At 67.9% G+C, this 15447-nt stretch carries 15 protein-coding genes; 8 read left to right on the top strand and 7 right to left on the bottom strand.

What is annotated here, in order from left to right:
* Nucleotides 1–12: 12 nt before the first annotated feature.
* Together HW532_RS04785 and HW532_RS04780 are read right to left on the bottom strand one after the other, a co-directional pair.
* A complete protein-coding gene (locus tag HW532_RS04785; protein WP_213163309.1) occupies nucleotides 13–1455 on the bottom strand; it encodes an FAD-binding oxidoreductase in 1443 nt (480 codons plus the stop codon).
* 44 nt (nucleotides 1456–1499) lie between these two features.
* Nucleotides 1500–2450, bottom strand: coding sequence for an L-threonylcarbamoyladenylate synthase (locus HW532_RS04780; RefSeq protein WP_246479553.1), 951 nt, complete (start codon nucleotides 2448–2450; stop codon nucleotides 1500–1502).
* Between the two features lie 162 nt (nucleotides 2451–2612).
* On the opposite strand from HW532_RS04780, the gene HW532_RS04775 reads away from it, so the two are divergent.
* The 5 genes from HW532_RS04775 to HW532_RS04755 all read left to right on the top strand — a co-directional run bounded on the left by HW532_RS04775 (nucleotide 2613) and on the right by HW532_RS04755 (nucleotide 7570).
* Entirely contained in the window at nucleotides 2613–4400 is a 1788-nt protein-coding gene (locus tag HW532_RS04775; RefSeq protein WP_213163307.1) for an acyl-CoA dehydrogenase family protein, read from the top strand.
* 61 nt (nucleotides 4401–4461) lie between these two features.
* The gene (locus tag HW532_RS04770; RefSeq protein ID WP_213163306.1) at nucleotides 4462–5412 is read left to right on the top strand and encodes a histone deacetylase family protein; all 951 of its coding nucleotides are present in this window, start codon (nucleotides 4462–4464) and stop codon (nucleotides 5410–5412) included.
* 24 nt (nucleotides 5413–5436) lie between these two features.
* Nucleotides 5437–5700, top strand: a complete 264-nt coding sequence (locus HW532_RS04765; RefSeq protein WP_213163305.1) for an exodeoxyribonuclease VII small subunit — start codon at nucleotides 5437–5439, stop codon at nucleotides 5698–5700.
* Between the two features lie 32 nt (nucleotides 5701–5732).
* A complete protein-coding gene (locus HW532_RS04760) occupies nucleotides 5733–6482 on the top strand; it encodes a TlyA family RNA methyltransferase (protein ID WP_213163304.1) in 750 nt (249 codons plus the stop codon).
* A 41-nt stretch (nucleotides 6483–6523) separates the two neighbouring features.
* Nucleotides 6524–7570: a class I SAM-dependent methyltransferase gene (locus HW532_RS04755; RefSeq protein WP_213163303.1), complete on the top strand. Its 1047-nt coding sequence runs from the start codon at nucleotides 6524–6526 to the stop codon at nucleotides 7568–7570.
* A 184-nt stretch (nucleotides 7571–7754) separates the two neighbouring features.
* Here HW532_RS04755 and aroC read toward each other — a convergent pair whose 3' ends face one another.
* The 4 genes from aroC to HW532_RS04735 form a co-directional block, all read right to left on the bottom strand.
* Nucleotides 7755–8843: a chorismate synthase gene (gene aroC, locus HW532_RS04750; RefSeq protein ID WP_213163302.1), complete on the bottom strand. Its 1089-nt coding sequence runs from the start codon at nucleotides 8841–8843 to the stop codon at nucleotides 7755–7757.
* Between the two features lie 38 nt (nucleotides 8844–8881).
* Nucleotides 8882–9484, bottom strand: coding sequence for a histidine phosphatase family protein (locus tag HW532_RS04745; RefSeq protein WP_281397159.1), 603 nt, complete (start codon nucleotides 9482–9484; stop codon nucleotides 8882–8884).
* Nucleotide 9485: 1 nt separating this feature from the next.
* Complete coding sequence (gene fabI / locus HW532_RS04740) at nucleotides 9486–10298, bottom strand: enoyl-ACP reductase FabI (protein ID WP_213163301.1); 813 nt, start codon at nucleotides 10296–10298, stop codon at nucleotides 9486–9488.
* Nucleotides 10299–10489: 191 nt separating this feature from the next.
* Nucleotides 10490–10945 (bottom strand): RT0821/Lpp0805 family surface protein, encoded by a 456-nt coding sequence (locus tag HW532_RS04735; protein ID WP_213163300.1) that lies wholly within the window; start codon nucleotides 10943–10945, stop codon nucleotides 10490–10492.
* Between the two features lie 190 nt (nucleotides 10946–11135).
* Between HW532_RS04735 and pdxH the strand changes: the two genes are divergently transcribed.
* The 3 genes from pdxH (at nucleotide 11136) to HW532_RS04720 (ending at nucleotide 13800) form a co-directional block, all read left to right on the top strand.
* Complete coding sequence (gene pdxH / locus HW532_RS04730) at nucleotides 11136–11750, top strand: pyridoxamine 5'-phosphate oxidase (RefSeq protein WP_213164422.1); 615 nt, start codon at nucleotides 11136–11138, stop codon at nucleotides 11748–11750.
* A 24-nt stretch (nucleotides 11751–11774) separates the two neighbouring features.
* Nucleotides 11775–12530 carry an SDR family NAD(P)-dependent oxidoreductase gene (locus tag HW532_RS04725; RefSeq protein ID WP_213163299.1) on the top strand — a complete coding sequence of 252 codons (756 nt, stop codon included), beginning with the start codon at nucleotides 11775–11777 and terminating at the stop codon, nucleotides 12528–12530.
* Nucleotides 12531–12648: 118 nt separating this feature from the next.
* Entirely contained in the window at nucleotides 12649–13800 is a 1152-nt protein-coding gene (locus HW532_RS04720; protein WP_213163298.1) for a trans-sulfuration enzyme family protein, read from the top strand.
* A gap of 148 nt (nucleotides 13801–13948) precedes the next feature.
* On the opposite strand, the gene HW532_RS04715 is transcribed toward HW532_RS04720, so the two are convergent.
* Nucleotides 13949–15337 carry an aminotransferase gene (locus HW532_RS04715; RefSeq protein WP_213163297.1) on the bottom strand — a complete coding sequence of 463 codons (1389 nt, stop codon included), beginning with the start codon at nucleotides 15335–15337 and terminating at the stop codon, nucleotides 13949–13951.
* Nucleotides 15338–15447 lie beyond the last annotated feature (110 nt).

Below are 15447 nucleotides of genomic sequence, written 5' to 3'. Positions count from 1 at the left end.
TGTCCGCTCCGATCAGTCCGGCAGCATCTTGCCGGGGTTCAGGATGCCCTCGGGATCGAAGAGCTGCTTGAGGCCCTTCATCATCTCCAGCTCCAGCGGGTCCTTGATCTCCGGCATGATGTGCCGCTTCAGCCGGCCGATACCGTGCTCGGCACTGACCGAGCCGCCATGGCCGAGGACGATGTCGTGCACCGTGCGATTCACCTCGTCCCAGCGGGCGAGAAAGGCCTGTGTGTCGGCGCCCACCGGCTGGGAGACGTTGAAGTGGATGTTGCCGTCGCCGATATGGCCGAAGGCGACGACGCGGGCGTCGGGAATGAGCGTCTCGACCGCCGCCGTCGCCTCGTCGAGGAAGGCGGGGATGTGCGATACGGGCACGGAGACGTCGTGCTTGATCGAGCCGCCCTCGGGTTTCTGCACCTCCGACATGAGGTCGCGGATATGCCAGAGCTCGCGGCGCTGGGTGCCGGAGGCGGCAATCGCGGCATCGAGCACGAGCCCCTCCTCGAAGGCGCGGGCGAGAATGTCCTCCATCAGGGGCTGGAGCGCGCCTTCCTCCTCGCCGCCGGCAAGCTCGATCAGTACGTACCAGTCATGCGGTTCGCCGAGCGGGTCGCGCGCGCCGCCATGGCGGATGGTGAAGTCGAGCCCGATGCGCGGCAGGATCTCCAGCGCCACGACCCCGCCGCCGCTCATCGTGTTGGCGAGCGCGAGGAGATCGAGGGCCGAGTGCGGGGCGGGGATCGCCACGAAGGCCGTCGCATGGTCTTGCGGCTTCGGAAACAGCTTGAGCACCGCCGCCGTCACGATGCCGAGCGTGCCTTCCGCGCCGAGAAAGAGCTGCTTCAGGTCGTAGCCGGTATTGTTCTTGCGCAGCTTCCTCAGCCCGTTCCAGACGCGCCCGTCGGCGAGCACCACTTCCAGTCCGAGCACGAGGTCGCGCGCATTGCCATAGGCGAGCACGCCCGTGCCGCCGGCATTGGTGGAGAGGTTGCCGCCGATCTGGCAGGTGCCCTCCGAGCCGAGGCTGAGGGGGAACAGGCGGTCCGCCTCGTCGGCTGCGCGCTGGATATTGGCGAGGATGCAGCCCGCCTCGACCGTCATTGTGTTGTCGGCGGCGTCGACCTCGCGGATGCGGTTCAGACGTCCGAGCGACAGGATGACCTCGTTGCCGCCCTCGAAGGGGACCTGGGCGCCGACGAGCCCGGTATTGCCGCCCTGGGGCACGATGGCCGTGCCGGTCTCGTGGGCGATCCTCATGATCGCGGAGACCTCCTCCGTCGAGCCCGGGCGCAGGACCATGGCCGCGCGCGCGCCGAAGAGGCCGCGCTGCTCGGTCAGATAGGCCGCCATGTCCTCCGGCGCGGTGAGGGCATGGGGGCCGCCGACCACGGCGGCGAGGCGGGCGAGCGTGTCGTCGGAGGGGGCGGGGTGGCGGTTCTTATGGGTGTTCATGGCGGGTGCAGGATAGGCCGGTCCGGCCGGTGGGTCGACGGGGTTCATTCGGGGCGCGGCGCGGCGGCGCGGCGCAAGCGGTCGTTGATCGCCTCGCCAAGCCCGTCGCGCGGGATCGGCATGACGGCGATCGTGCCGACGCGTTCGGTATCGAGCTCGTGGAGAAAGCGGAAGAGATTGGCCGCCGCCTCGTTGAGATCGCCGGAGGGGGAGAGGTTGCGCATCGGCCCGTCATGGGGCGGGACCTTCGGCCCGAAGGCCAGCAACGCCTCGCCGGGCGCGACCGTTCGCGCCTCCAGCCGGACGCCTGCCGCGGGCGCATAATGGCTTTCCATCTGGCCGGGGCTGGCCGGTCGCTCCGGGTCGCCCCCGGGGCTTTCGATCTGGCGGTCGAGCACCGCCTCGATGTGCGCCCGTTCCGCGCCACCCGGGCGCAGCAGGCGCGCAGGGCCGCCGAGACAGGCGACGACCGTCGATTCGAGCCCAACCGAGGTCGGACCGCCGTCGAGAATGACGGCCACGGCATCGCCGAGGCTTTCGCGCACATGGGCCGCCGTCGTCGGGCTGATGCGGCCGCTGACATTGGCGCTCGGCGCGGCGATGGGCAGGCCCGACGCCGCGATCAGCGCCTGGGCGACCGGATGGGCCGGCACGCGCAGCGCGATGGTGTCGAGCCCCGCGGAGACGAGCAGCGACGCCGCGCAACCGGCGCTGCGCGGCACGACCAGGCTCAGCGGTCCGGGCCAGAAGGCGCGGGCGAGCGCGAGCGCGTCCGCGTCGAACCGTCCGAGTGCCATGGCGGCCTCCAGCGAGGCGACATGGACGATCAGCGGATTGAAGCGGGGGCGCTTCTTGGCGGCGAAGATGGCGGCGACCGCCGTGTCGGAGGTCGCGTCCGCGCCGAGCCCGTAGACCGTCTCGGTCGGGAAGGCGACGAGCTCGCCGCGCTTCAGCGCCGCGGCGGCACGGTCGATATCCTCTTCGGTGACGGTCACGGGCCTCAAGGGCGCAGGCGCTCCTGCATCGCGGTTGCGTGGTTTTGCCGATTGACGCGTCGGGTCCGGGCTATACAGTCTCGGGAACAAATGGCGAGAACGCGCCGATTGCTGCGTAGCGCGCGGCGCGTGTCGCGGTCAAGCGGAGTTGCAGAGAGCCTCATGTCCTATCGTCCCCAGACCGAATCCCTGACCCATGTGCTGAACGATATTGCCGGGTTCTCCGGGCTCGTGGAGGATGGCGTGTTCGCCGATCTGTCTTCCGACCTCGTGGAGCAGATCCTGGAGGAGGCCGGCCGGTTCGCCGGCGAGGTGCTGGCGCCGATCAACCGGGTGGGCGACGAGACCGGGGCGACCCGCAATCCGGATGGCAGCGTGACCACGGCACCGGGCTGGAAGGAGGCCTATGCGCAGTGGGTCGAGGCCGGCTGGGGCGGTCTGCCGTGTCCGGCGGAGTATGGCGGGCAGGGGCTGCCCGTGTCGCTCGGCCTTGCTGTCCAGGAGCTCTGGAACACCGCGGCGAGTGCCTTCGGTATCGGCACGCTCCTGACGCAGGGTGCGGCGGAGGCCCTGAACGCCTTCGGCAGCGACGCGCTGAAGGCGCGCTACCTGCCGAAGCTCGCGACGGGCGAATGGACCGGCACCATGGTGCTGACCGAACCGCAGGCCGGCTCCGATCTCGGCCTCATCAAGACCAAGGCGGAGCCCGCCGGCGACGGTACCTACCGCATTCGCGGCACCAAGATCTTCATCACCTATGGCGAGCACGACCTCACCGACAATATCGTGCATTTCGTGCTGGCCCGCCTGCCGGACGCGCCGGCCGGCACCAAGGGGATTTCCATGTTCCTCGTGCCGAAGGTGCTGGTGAACGAGGACGGCAGCCTGGGCGAGCGCAACGACGTCCAGTGCGCCGGGCTGGAGCACAAGCTCGGCATTCACGGCTCGCCCACCTGCACCATGGCCTTCGGTGAGGCGGAGGGCGCGGTCGGCTGGCTCGTGGGCGAGGAGAATCGCGGCCTCCATCACATGTTCATGATGATGAACAATGCCCGCCTCCATGTCGGCATGCAGGGCGTCGCGGTCGCCGAGCGTGCGACCCAGCAGGCGCTCGCCTATGCGAGGGAGCGCCGGCAGGGCAAGCGGCCCGGCGGCGACGGGCTCGCCGCCATCGTGGAACATCCGGATGTCCGGCGCATGCTGATGGACATGCGCGTGCGCACCGAGGCGGCCCGGGCGATCTGCTTCGTGACGGCCCGCGCGCTCGATCTCTCCACCCATGGGCGCGACGAGGGGGAACGGCGGGCCAATGCCGCCCTGTGCGCGCTGCTGACGCCGGTCGCCAAGGCCTTCGGCACCGACACCGGCGTCGAGGTCGCCTCGACCGGCATCCAGGTTCATGGCGGCATGGGCTTCATCGAGGAGACGGGCGCCGCACAGCATTATCGCGATGCGCGGATCACGCCGATCTACGAGGGAACGAACGGTATCCAGGCCATCGATCTCGTGACCCGCAAGGTTACGATGGAGGGCGGCGAGACCGTGCGTGCCCATATCGCGTCGCTTAAGGAGATCGCCCGCGAGGTCGCCGCCTCCAACACCCCCGGCTTCGGGGAGACCGCCGCACGCCTCGACATGGCGCTCGACGCGCTGGAGGAGGCGACGGAGTGGCTGCTGGGTGCGCTCGGCGACGATGCCGACCTCGCGCTTGCCGGCGCCGTGCCCTATCTGAAGCTGTTCGGTCTGGCGAGCGGCGGCGCCTATCTCGCCAGGGGCGCGCTCGGGGCGAAGGGCTCGGGGAGCGGCGATGCCCGTATCCGCATCGCGCGCTATTTCGCCGAGCGCCATCTGCCGGAAACGCTGAGCCTTTCGCAGGTGGTGCGCGACGGGGCGGACGTCCTGGTGGAGACTGGCGCGGACTCGCCGGCCATGGTTGCGGACGGGGCCTGAAAGCCGCTACGGTCTTGCCACTATTCCCCGGACAGGGACGGGAGGGAGGGAACGCCGCCCCATGAGTACGCTTTTGCTGACCCATCCGGTGTGCATCGAGCATGAGCCGCCGGAGGGGCATCCCGAGCGGCCGGACCGGCTGCGCGCCATCGACAAGATTCTCGCCAATCCCCATTTCGACGCGCTTGAGCGCGAGGAGGCGCCGGAGGGCCTGCGCGAGCATGTCCTTCTCGCCCACCCGGAAGACTATGTCGCCCGGATCGAGCAGGCGGTGCCGGAGGAGGGCCTGGAGCGGATCGACGAGGACACATGGATGTCGCCGAAGAGCCTGGAGGCGGCGATGCGCGCGGTCGGCGCCTCCACGAGGGCGGTCGATGCGGTCTTCGCCGGCGAGGCGGATAACGCCTTCTGTGCCGTCCGCCCGCCGGGGCATCACGCCGAGGCGGCGCGTGCCATGGGGTTCTGCCTGTTCAGCAACGCGGCCATCGCCGCGCTCTACGCCAACAGGGTCCATGGCGCGGCGCGGGTGGCCGTGATCGATTTCGACGTCCATCACGGCAACGGCACGCAGGATATCTTCTGGTCGCTTCCCGACGCCTTCTATGCCTCCACCCACGAGGCACCGCTTTTCCCGGGCACGGGTGCGATGACGGAGACGGGGGTTGGCAATATCGTCAACGCGCCGTTGCGGGCAGGCGACGGCAGCGACCATTTCCGGGAGGCCATGCTGTCGCGCGTCCTGCCGGCGGCGGACGCCTTCGAGCCGGACTTCGTGATCGTCTCCGCCGGCTTCGACGCCCATTCGCGCGATCCGCTCGCGAGCCTGAACCTGACGGAAGAGGATTTCGTCTGGATCACCCTCCAACTCATGGAGCTTGCCTACAAGCATGCCGATGGGCGGTTGATCTCGGTGCTCGAAGGGGGCTACGACTTGCGCTCGCTGGCAAGCTCGGTAGGCTGCCATATCCAGGCGCTGATCCACGGTTCGGGCGGCGGCTGGGAGATCGACTGACGCACGCGAAGGGCTAGGAACGGCATGGCGGACAAGGACGATACGGCGGCCCATGGCGACATCGCGGAGATGAACTTCGAGACGGCGCTTCAGGAACTCGAAGGCATCGTGGAGAAGCTCGAGAGCGGCAAGGTCGATCTTGAGGAGTCGATTCGCATCTATGAGCGCGGCGAGCGGCTCAAGGGCCATTGCGAGAAGCTCCTGCGGCAGGCCGAGGCGCGTATCGAGAAGATCACGCTGAAGCCCGACGGCACGCCGAACGGCACCGAACCGCTCGACGTCGAATAGGACGCCGGCGTTCTCCGCCGGCGCACCTCCCGATGACTGCCTCCGTCATTCGCCTCGATCAGCTCCTGGTCGAGCGCGGTCTCGTCGAAACGCGCTCCAGGGCACGGGCGGCAATCCTTGCCGGTGCGGTCAGGGTGGACGGGACGGTGATCGCGAAGCCGGCCGCAAGGGTCGCCCGCGATGCCGCGCTCGCCCTCGATCCGGGCCTCGATACCCATGTCTCGCGCGCAGCGCTCAAGCTCATCCATGCGCTCGACCGTTTCGGGATCGATCCGGGAGGGCTCGTGGCCCTCGATCTCGGAGCGTCCACCGGTGGCTTCACGGAGGTGCTGCTGGAGCGCGGTGCGGCGCGCGTCCATGCCGTCGATGTCGGCCACGGCCAGCTCCATCCGCGCCTTGCCGGCGATCCGCGCGTCATTGTCCATGAGGGCGTCAATGCGCGTGCGCTCGACGGGACGGTCGTCCCCGAGGCGCCGGCGCTCGTCGTGTGCGATGTGAGCTTCATCGGCCTGAAGCTCGCCCTGCCGCCGGCTCTCGCCCTGGCGGCGCCGGGGGCGTGGCTCGTGGCGCTCGTCAAGCCGCAATTCGAGGTCGGCCGCGAAGGTCTCGGCAAGGGTGGCATCGTGCGCGACGAGGCGTTGCGGGAAGAGGTGTGCGCCGACATCCGGCGCTGGCTGGAGGAGACGGCGGGCTGGACCGTGGCGGGCCTCGTCCGCTCGCCGATCACAGGCGGCGACGGCAATGTCGAATACCTCGTCGCGGCCCGCAAGCCGATGGGATAGAATCCTCGTACTGCCGGGGGCACGGACGGAGCGGAACGCTTATGGTCAATGCGGTCGACAGGGTGGCCTACACGGCGCGTCAGGCGGCGCGCGTGGCGTGGTTCATGGGCCATTATTTCGCCGCGCGCGAGTTTCATGGCGCCGCGCCGAAGGGCGGGCAGGACCGCCCGCGCCCGGCAAGGCCCGGACCGTCGCGCGAGCGCATGGTCGCGGACATGGCCGCACTCTTCGCGCAAGACCTCGCCAATGTGGAAGTGGGCTTCTATCCGCTGCTCGCCGACCGCGACGGGTCGCTGCCGGAGCTCGTCCGGCGCAGCCGGCTGTTCTTCGCCGATCTGCCCCAGAGCACCGAGCGCAAGCAGAACGGGCGCGGGCGCGAGGTTCACAGCGAGGACCTGGCCGCCCGCTATCCCTCATACTACCTGCAGAACTTCCACTATCAGTCCGGCGGATATCTCACGGACGATTCCGCCAGGCTCTACGACATGCAGGTGGAGGTCCTGTTCTCCGGAACGGCCAACGCCATGCGCCGGGCGTGCCTCGTGCCGCTGGCGGAGACGATGCGCGGCCGCGACCAGCGCATGGTGCACCTCCTCGACGTCGCCTGCGGCACCGGGCGCTTCCTGCGCTTCGCCAAACGCGCCTATCCACGCATCGCGGCCTCCGGTGTCGACCTGTCGGCAGCCTATCTCGGCGAGGCGCGACGGCATTTGCGGCCCTATGGCGATGTGGCGCTCAATGTGGCGAAGGCGGAGGATCTGCCGGTCGCCGACGCTTCGCAGGACGTCGTCGTCTCCATTTATCTCTTTCACGAGATTCCCCCCGACGTGCGCCGGCAGGCCGCACGCGAGTTCGCCCGCGTGCTCAAGCCCGGCGGGCGGCTGATCTTCATGGATTCGCTTCAGCTCGGCGATGTGCCCGACTATGACGGGCTCCTGGAGCGGTTCCCGGTGAACTTCCACGAGCCCTTCTTCGCCTCCTATATCGCGGAGGACCTGCGGACCCTGTTCGCGGATACCGGCCTCTCCGTCGCGCGGGAGGAACCCGTCTTCCTGTCGAAGCTCGTTGTCTGCGACAAGCCGGTGTGAGGAAGGATAGCGCCCCGTCCACCTCCGCCTTGACGGGAGAATTCGGCCCGCAAGGGAGGGCATGTCCGTCCCCTGTCATTCCGCTCATCCCGGCGAAAGCCGGGATCTCGGGCGTCCTGGTAAGGAGGTCCCGGCTTTCGCCGGGATGAGCGGTGGGAGCCCTGAGGCTCGGGGCTTGGCTCCGTCAGCCGCCCATCTGCCCGCGATGGAGCAGGTAGTGGTCGGCGAGGACGAGGGCCAGCATGGCCTCGCCGACGGGGACCGCGCGAATGCCGACGCAGGGGTCGTGACGACCCTTGGTCACGATGTCGGTTTCCTGGCCCGCCTTGTCGACGGTCCGGCGCGGGCTGAGGATGGAGGAGGTGGGTTTCACCACGAAGCGCGCGACGATCTCCTGGCCGCTCGAAATGCCGCCCAGAATGCCGCCCGCCTTGTTCGAGAGGAATTCCGGGTGGCCGTCGATCATGCGCATCTCGTCGGCATTCTCCTCGCCGGTGAGCTCGGCGGAGGCGAAGCCCGCGCCGATCTCGACGCCCTTCACCGCATTGATGCTCATGAGGGCGGAGGCGATCTCCTGGTCGAGCTTGGCATAGACCGGCGCGCCGAGCCCCGCCGGCACGCCGCTCGCGGTCACCTCGATCACCGCGCCGACGGACGAGCCCGCCTTGCGGATGCCATCCAGATAGTCGGCCCAGAGTGCTGCGGTTTCCGCGTCCGGACAGAAGAAGGGATTACGCTCGACCTCCGCCCAGTCCCAGCGCTCGCGGTCCACCTTGTGCGGGCCGATCTGGACAAGTGCGCCGCGCACCGCCATGCCCGGCACCACCTTGCGGGCGACCGCCCCGGCGGCGACCCGCGCTGCCGTCTCGCGCGCCGACGACCGTCCGCCGCCGCGATAGTCGCGCACGCCGTATTTCGCCCAATAGGTGAAATCGGCATGCCCGGGCCGGAACTTGTCTTTGATGTCCCCGTAATCCTTCGAGCGCTGGTCGACATTCTCGATCATGAGGGCGATCGGCGTGCCGGTGGTCACGGGGCCGCCGGTGTCGGCGTCCTCGAAGACGCCGGAGAGGATACGCACCGTATCCGGTTCGCGCCGCTGGGTGGTGAAGCGCGACTGGCCCGGCTTGCGGCGGTCGAGGAAATGCTGGATGTCGGATTCCGTCAGCGGAATGTTCGGCGGGCAACCGTCGACGACGCAGCCGAGCGCGGGCCCGTGGCTCTCGCCGAAGGTTGTCATGCGGAACATGTGGCCGAAGCTGTTGTAGGACATTGCGTGCCCGGTGCCGACAGTTGGAACTGCGGTCCCTTCTAGGCGCGGTCGGGCCTTGCGTCAAACCACTCTATGCCGCCCTCGGCGAGCCGGAAGAAGCGCCATTGCGAGACGGACAGCCCGACGATCTCGGCGGGGGCGAGCCCGAGCGAAAGGCCGCGCACGATACGCCCGATCCCGCCATGGGCGACAACGACGGCGGGGCGGTCGAGCGTGGCGAGCCAGTCGGCGACCCGGATGGTGGCGTCCGCATAGCTCTCGCCCCTGTCGGGCCGCCAGGCGTGATAGCCCTCCGGATCGGCGTCCCGATCGATGCCGTGAGCGTTGAGCTCCGGCCAGCAGCGACCCTCCCAGGTGCCGAAATCGATCTCGCACAGCCTGTCATCGGCCCTGGCGGTGTCGTCCGGCAGGCCGAGCGCGTCGAGCACGGCGGTCATGGTCTGGCGCGCGCGAATGAGGGGGCTCACATGGAACGCCATCCCGTCGGGATCGCCGAGAATGGTGCTCAGACGCTTGCCGATCGCGCGGGCCTGCTCCTCGCCGAGTGCATTGAGCGGGATGTCCATCCGGCCCTGGAGCCGGCGTTCGCGGTTCCAGTCGGTCTCGCCGTGGCGGATGAAGACAAGCGGCGGGTGGGTCACGTCACACAACGGAGATGTCGGGCGCGTCCGGGTTCTTCATCCCGACCACATGGTAGCCGGAATCGACATGGACGATCTCGCCGGTCACCGCGCGGCCGAGGTCGGACAGGAGCCACAGGGCCGAATCGCCGACTTCCTCGATGGTCACGACGCGCCGGAGCGGGGAGTTGTACTCGTTCCATTTGAGGATATAGCGGAAATCGCCGATGCCGGAGGCGGCAAGCGTGCGGATCGGGCCGGCGGAGACCGCATTCACCCGGATATTCTTCTCGCCGAGATCGACGGCGAGGTAGCGCACCGACGCCTCGAGCGCCGCCTTGGCAACGCCCATCACATTGTAGTGCGGCATGACCTTCTCCGCCCCGTAATAGGTGAGGGTGAGAAGGGAACCGCCGTCGGTCATCAGCCGCTCGGCGCGCTGGGCGATGGCCGTGAAGGAATAGCAGGAGACCTGCAGGCTCTTGGCAAAATTGTCGGGCGTGGTGTCGACATAGCGCCCGGTGAGCTGGTCCTTGTCGGAATAGGCGATGGCATGGACCAGGAAGTCGAGACCGCCCCAGGTCCTTGAAAGCTCCTCGAAGGCCGCGTCGATGGAGGCGGCGTCGGTGACATCGCAGGGCAAGACGAGGTTCGAGCCGACGCTCGAGGCGAGCGGTTCCACACGCTTCTTCAGCGCGTCGCCCTGATAGGTGAAGGCGAGTTCAGCACCGTGGTTCGCGCAGGCCTGCGCGATTCCCCAGGCGATCGACCGGTTGTTCGCCACGCCCATGATGAGGCCACGCTTTCCGGCCATCAATGCACCTGGTTCGGTCATGCTCTTGCTCGGCTCCACAATCACTCAACGGTCACGTACGAAATTGCGCGCCATCCTACACAAAAGCCTATACCGGTCCAGACCAAATAAGCCCGCAAAGAAGAAGACGCCGACCCGGTGCGGATCGGCGCCTTGACTGGTAGGAAATGTCTGTCGCGCGGCCGTGGCGGCCGCTCTTCGGCGGCAGTGGCTCAGGCGACGATGCGCCAGCTTCCGTCGGCAAGCTGGCATGCCGTGCCGTGAACGACCTCGCGCCGGCCCTCGACATAGATCGTATGGGAGAAGTCGCGGCACAGGCGGCCGCTGCTGCGATAGGTGTCGCCCGGGACGACGCGGCCATGGCTTCCGGTGCGCGAATAGTCCCATTCCTGCGGACGGCCCGTATAGACGGCCTGTTCCGTGGCATAATAGGCCTGCTGCTGGGCTTGCTGGTCGAGCTGGCGACCGAGCTCGCTGCCCAGCACCGCGCCGAGCGCTGCGCCGACCGCCGTCGCGGTCGTTCCGCCGGCGACGCTACCGAGCAATCCGCCGGCCACGCCGCCGACGACGGTGCCCGTCGTCTGGCGCGGACCCCAGCCGCCCTGGTTGGCGCAGCCCGTCACGGCGAGCGACAGGGCCAGTACTGATGCTACTGTGATGCCTCGCATATTGCTTTCCTATGGTAATTCCCGGTATGGACCTGAGCGGCCCTTTGATGCTGATCCCCCCTCTCTCGCGGCGTAGTATCACGCGACAAATGGGCCGAAACTTTGACCGTCCGCCTCAGTTATTCTGGGAAGGCAGCGGGACCACGACAGGAGGTTCGACATGACCGGCAAGACCGATGACCTTTCGCTCATGGCGCCCGAGCGGACGGGCGATTTCGCCAGCAGGGAAGACCCGTTCCGGCTGTTCGCGGAGTGGATGGACGAGGCCAGGGCGTCTGAGCCGAGCGACGCGAACGCGATGAGCCTTGCGACGGTGGATCCCGACGGGCTGCCGGATGTGCGCATGGTCCTCCTGAAGGATGTGAGCCAGAACGGCTTCGTGTTCTACACCAACCTGGAGAGCCAGAAGGGGCGCGAACTCGCCGCGACGCCCAAGGCGGCCCTGTGCTTCCACTGGAAGTCGCTGCGCCGGCAGGTCCGGGTGCGCGGTCCCGTCACGCCGGTAAGCGGCGAGGAGGCGGATGCCTATTTCGCATCGCGCGCGCGAGACAGCCGGATCGGCGCCTGGGCGTCCAAGCAGTCCCGGCCGCTGGAGAGCCGGTTCGCGCTCGAAAAGGCGGTGGCGAAATACGCCGCGCGTTATGCGGTGGGCGAAGTGCCGCGGCCCGAGCACTGGTCGGGCTTCCGGCTCGTCCCCATATCCATCGAATTCTGGCACGAGCGGCCTTTCCGTCTGCACGAGCGCGTGCAGTTCAGGCGGGAGGCCGCGGATGCGCCATGGACGAGCACGCGGCTCTATCCGTGATCCCATTGCGAAGAGGCGCAAGCCATGACCGACAGCGGCGACAATGACCGCAAGACCCTGATCCTGACGGGCGCGAGCCGCGGGATCGGCCATGCCACTGTAAAGCGGTTCTCGAGCGCGGGCTGGCGCGTCATCACCTGCTCGCGACACGGGTTTCCGGAAGACTGTCCCTGGGAGCAGGGTCCGGAGGATCACATCCAGATCGATCTGGCCGAGCCCGACGACGTGGTCCGGGCGATCGCGGAGATGCGCGAGCGCCTCGAAGCCAATGGCAGCCGGCTGAACGCGCTGGTCAACAATGCCGCGATCTCGCCGAAGAAGCCGGATGGCGGCCGGATGGGCGCCATCGACACCGATATCGACGACTGGAAGACCGTCTTCCAGGTCAATTTCTTCGCGCCGATCATGCTGGCGCGCGGCCTGATGGACGAATTGAAGGCGGCGCGCGGCTCCGTGGTCAATGTCAGCTCCATCGCCGGCGGGCGCGTGCATCCCTTCGCGGGCGCGGCCTATGGAACCTCCAAGGCCGCGCTCTTCGCGCTGACCCGCGAGATGGCGTTCGATTTCGGGCCCTACGGAATCCGGGTGAACGCGATCTCGCCGGGCGAGATCGAGACATCGATCCTGTCTCCGGGGACGGAGAAGCTGGTGGAGGATATTCCCATGCGCCGGCTCGGCCAACCGGAGGAGGTCGCCAAGGCGATCTATTTCCTGTGTACCGACGCGTCGAGCTACGTGAACGGCGCGGAGCTCCACATCAATGGCGGCCAGCACGTCTGACCCCGGTCCCGTTCGGCGAAATCCGTGGCGGAGGGGGCGTTGCGTCGTCCCTGGCGGCACAATACCGTCTCGGGCGGGGTAGGGGCGCTCGAACCAACAGGGAGGATAGACCAGTCCCATGGCCAATCAGGACCCGAGGCCCGGACCGCGATCGCGGGCGGCGCAGGCGGCGCATTTCATCGACAAGACGACCGGGGCGGTGGTGCCGCCGATCCATCTCGCCACGACCTTTGCGCGCGACGAGTCCTACGAGCTCATGGGCGACTACGTCTATCAGCGCTATACGAGCCCGACACTGGAACTGAGCGAGGCCGTCCTCGCCGAGCTCGATGGCGGTGTCGACGCCATGCTGTTCGGCTCGGGCATGGCGGGCATCGTGGCGCTGATGGAGACAGTGGAAACCGGCCGGCATATCGTGGCGCCGCAGGTCATGTATCACGGCACGCTCGACTGGCTGCGCCGGATTTCCGCCAAGCGCGGCATCGGCCTCGACCTGTTCGATCCGGCCGACCCCGACAGCCTGAAGCCGCTGATCCGCAAGGGCGAGACCGCGGTGGTGTGGCTGGAGAGCCCGGTCAATCCGACCTGGGAGGTCATCGACATCGCGCTGGCCGGGGAGGCCGCCCATGCGGCGGGCGCGATCCTCGCCGTCGATTCCACCTGCGCGCCGCCGGTGACGACGCGGCCGCTGGAACTCGGCGCGGACATTGTGTTCCATTCCGCCACCAAGTATCTCAACGGCCACAGCGACGTCTCCGCCGGTGCGCTCGTCACCTGGGAGAAGGGGCCGCTGTGGGAGGAACTCGCCACCATCCGCAAGCTCATGGGATCGGCGCTCGGCCCCTTCGAGGCCTGGCTGCTCCTGCGCGGCCTGAAGACGCTCTATCTGCGCTTCGAGACGATTTCGGACAACGCGCTGAAGATCGCGCGCCATTTCGAACGCCATCCCAAGATCGAGGCGGTTCTCTATCCGGGGCTGGAGAGCCATGCCAGCCACGAGATTGCCAAGCGCCAGATGACGGATGGCTTCGGCGGCATGCTGTCGCTGTGCATCAATGGCGGCGCGGAGGAGGCCCGGCGGGTCGTGACCGGGCTTCGGCTCTTCGTCGCGGCAACCTCGCTCGGCGGGGTGGAGAGTCTCGCCGAACACCGCAAGTCGGTGGAGGGGCCGGAAAGCCTCGTACCCGACAATCTCATCCGCCTGTCCGTCGGCATCGAGGATGCCAACGACCTGATCGAGGATCTCGACCGGGCGCTGGAGGCGATTTAGGCGCGTCGCCCGCGACTTCGCGCTGGCCTATCCGCATGGGGCTAGCTCACACCCCCGCACCCGGCGCCTTTCGGCGCCACCCTCTCCCGCGGGGGGAGAGGGTGGGACCCATCGCGGAGCGATGGGAGGGTGAGGGGGACTTTGAGCCTCACGCTGCGCGCAGGCCTTCCTTGGCGACATGCGCCTCGGTGTCGTCGAGCGCCTTCTCCAGCCGGTCGAACATCTCGTGGACCTCGCTCTCCTCGATGATGAGCGGCGGGCACAGCGCGACGGAGTCGCCGGCGACGGCACGCGAGATCAGGCCGTGATCCTGGGCACGGGCGACGCAATATCCGCCGATGCCGGCCTTGGGATCGAACGGCGCCTTCGTCGTCTTGTCGGCGACCAGCTCGATAGCGCCGATCATGCCACGGGCACGCACGTCGCCCACCAGCGGATGGGCGGCGAGCGCCTCGAAACGCTTCTCGAAGACCGGGGAGAGCGTCGCGGCGCGTTCGACGATGCCGTCGCGCTCGTAGATCTCCAGCACCTTCAGCGACACCGCCGCGGCGACCGGATGGCCGGTATAGGTGTATCCGTGGCCGAAGGTGCCGATCTTGCGGCTCTCGTCGAGCATCGCCTGATAGAGGTCCTCCTCCACCGTCACCGCGCCGAGCGGGACATAGGCGGAGGTGATGGCCTTGGCCATGGAGACCGAATGCGGCTTCATGCCGAAGGTTTCCGCGCCGAACATCGAGCCCGTCCGCCCGAAGCCGCAGATCACCTCGTCGGAGATGAAGCGCACATCGTATTTCTCAAGCACCGCCTGAATGGCCTGATAGTAGCCCTCCGGCGGAATGATCACGCCGCCCGCACCCATGATCGGCTCGGCGATGAAGGCGGCGACCGTCTCCGGGCCCTCGCGCTGGATCATCTCCTCCAGGCTGCGGGCCATGCGCGCCACGAACTCCGCCTCCGTCTCGCCGTCCTCGGCGAAGCGGTAGTGATGCGGGCACTCTGTGTGCAGGATGTTCTTGATCGGCAGATCGAAGTCCATGTGCACCGGCGGCAGGCCGGTGAGGCTGCCGGAGGCCACGGTGACGCCGTGATAGCCCTTGATGCGGCTGATGATCTTCTTCTTCTCCGGCCGGCCGCGGGCATTGTTGTAGTACCAGGTGAGCTTCACCTGCTGGTCGTTGGCCTCCGAGCCCGACGAGCAGAACAGCACCTTCGAGGCCTCGCAGGGCACGATCTCCTTGAGCTTCTCCGCCAGCTCGATGGCCGGGTCGTGGCTCTTGGAGCCGAACAGATGCGTGTAGGAGAGGGTGCGCATCTGCTCCGCAGCCGCCTCGACGAGCTCCTCGTTGCCGTAGCCGAGCGACGTGCACCACAGGCCGGCGAGACCCTCGATATATTCCTTGCCATCGGTGTCCCACACGCGAATACCCTTGCCGCGCTCCAGAATGAGCGGGCCCGTCTCGCGGTGGGTCGCGAGATTGGTATAGGGGTGGATCACGGTCTCGATATCGCGAACGGCGAGGTTGGACAGCGGGGACATTTGGACAATTCCTTCAGTCTTGGGTGGGGCCGCTATATTGAGCGCGGGATGCCGCGAAAGTCAAAACGTATCGGGACAATGAGACGCTATGTCCGTCGCGCTGGAAAGAG

It is taken from the genome of Kaustia mangrovi (assembly GCF_015482775.1).
Classification (GTDB): Bacteria; Pseudomonadota; Alphaproteobacteria; order Rhizobiales; family Im1; genus Kaustia; species Kaustia mangrovi.
Note: the sequence above shows the minus strand (reverse complement) of the source record. Positions and strands in the feature narration are given on the sequence as shown.